At 65.5% G+C, this 1,078-nt stretch carries 1 protein-coding gene; it reads left to right on the forward strand.

Translation table 11 applies throughout. The annotated features are described in order from the left end of the window. Positions 1–514 precede the first annotated feature (514 nt). The gene (locus P3W85_RS16425) at positions 515–793 is read left to right on the forward strand and encodes a hypothetical protein (RefSeq protein WP_276265553.1); all 279 of its coding nucleotides are present in this window, start codon (positions 515–517) and stop codon (positions 791–793) included. The last annotated feature ends 285 nt before the right edge of the window (positions 794–1,078 follow it).

Genomic DNA, 1,078 nt, shown 5'->3' on the forward strand with positions numbered 1-1,078 from the left:
CGCTCGGGTGCGCGCAGGCAGGCATGCCCCGTGCACTTGAGGGTGCAAGTCCCCGACACCCTTGACAAGGGGAAATGTCAGCCAGAGACAAGGGTCTCCCCGGCGACTGGGAGTCTGAAGGAGGTCCGGGGCAAAGCCCTGGCCTGACGAGCAGGAAGCGGATGAGGCGTCGTATCGGGGTGAGGTAGCCAGAATTGCCAAAGCCCAGTACTTGCACGGAACGGTGCGGCATATATCCGACCGGCATGAGCGTGAAGGGGGCGTCATAACCGGGGAGTTCTGCACCGCTGCCATTGAGCTACCGACGTCGAGAGGCGTCGGAATGGCGGGCAGAGGCAGAGGCCATATTGTGTGCTGAGCAGCGCGTTGTTCGGGAGGGTTCAAGTCCCTCTGACGCTCGGACGAGGGGCGTCATATCCCAAAGCAACGCCTCCCGGCGATAGATGCGCTGGGACGGTACCTTGCGGCGTGGGGCTTTGCCGCTTACCCGGCTGCGAACTGGACCGCGGGCGGCGTGGCGCTGCTGGGGCACGCCACCGACCAGGCCGAGCGGGCGCCGTGGGCTAGGGCCGACCGCGCCAGCGCGCAAGCCGCGCTGGCCGCAACCACGCTGAACCGGCAGATCAAGCGCTTCTTCCAGGCCTGCGCGAGCGAGCTGGACCTGGTGGATACGCGCGGCGCGCCTGCGGTCCGCCAGCGCCCACTGGATGCGGCACACCCATATTTCTCCCGCGCCAGTGGCCGGGGCGCCGCTGGAGGTGGTGCAGCAGAACGCGGGCCACGCTTCGCTTGATACCACCACCTGCTACGTGACCACTGAGGATGCACGACGCATGGCAACGATGAAGCGGTTCTTCCGTGAAGAGAAGGCGCAATGACGACGAGCCGGTACGTCTCGGAGCCACCATGCTTCGGATACCTGGGGAGAGTGGATCTGATCCGAACAAAAGAGGCCGGCATCAACTCGCTGACGGAGCGCATCGTCGCCGACGTTTGGGCGGCGACCGACATGAGAAGGTCCGAGCAGCGGTTACGCGCGATAGGGCGGATATCGATCTGATCCGCACCGGCAGAAGGT

The sequence above is a fragment of the Cupriavidus basilensis genome (genome assembly GCF_029335485.1).
In the GTDB taxonomy this organism is placed as follows: Bacteria; Pseudomonadota; Gammaproteobacteria; order Burkholderiales; family Burkholderiaceae; genus Cupriavidus; species Cupriavidus basilensis_E.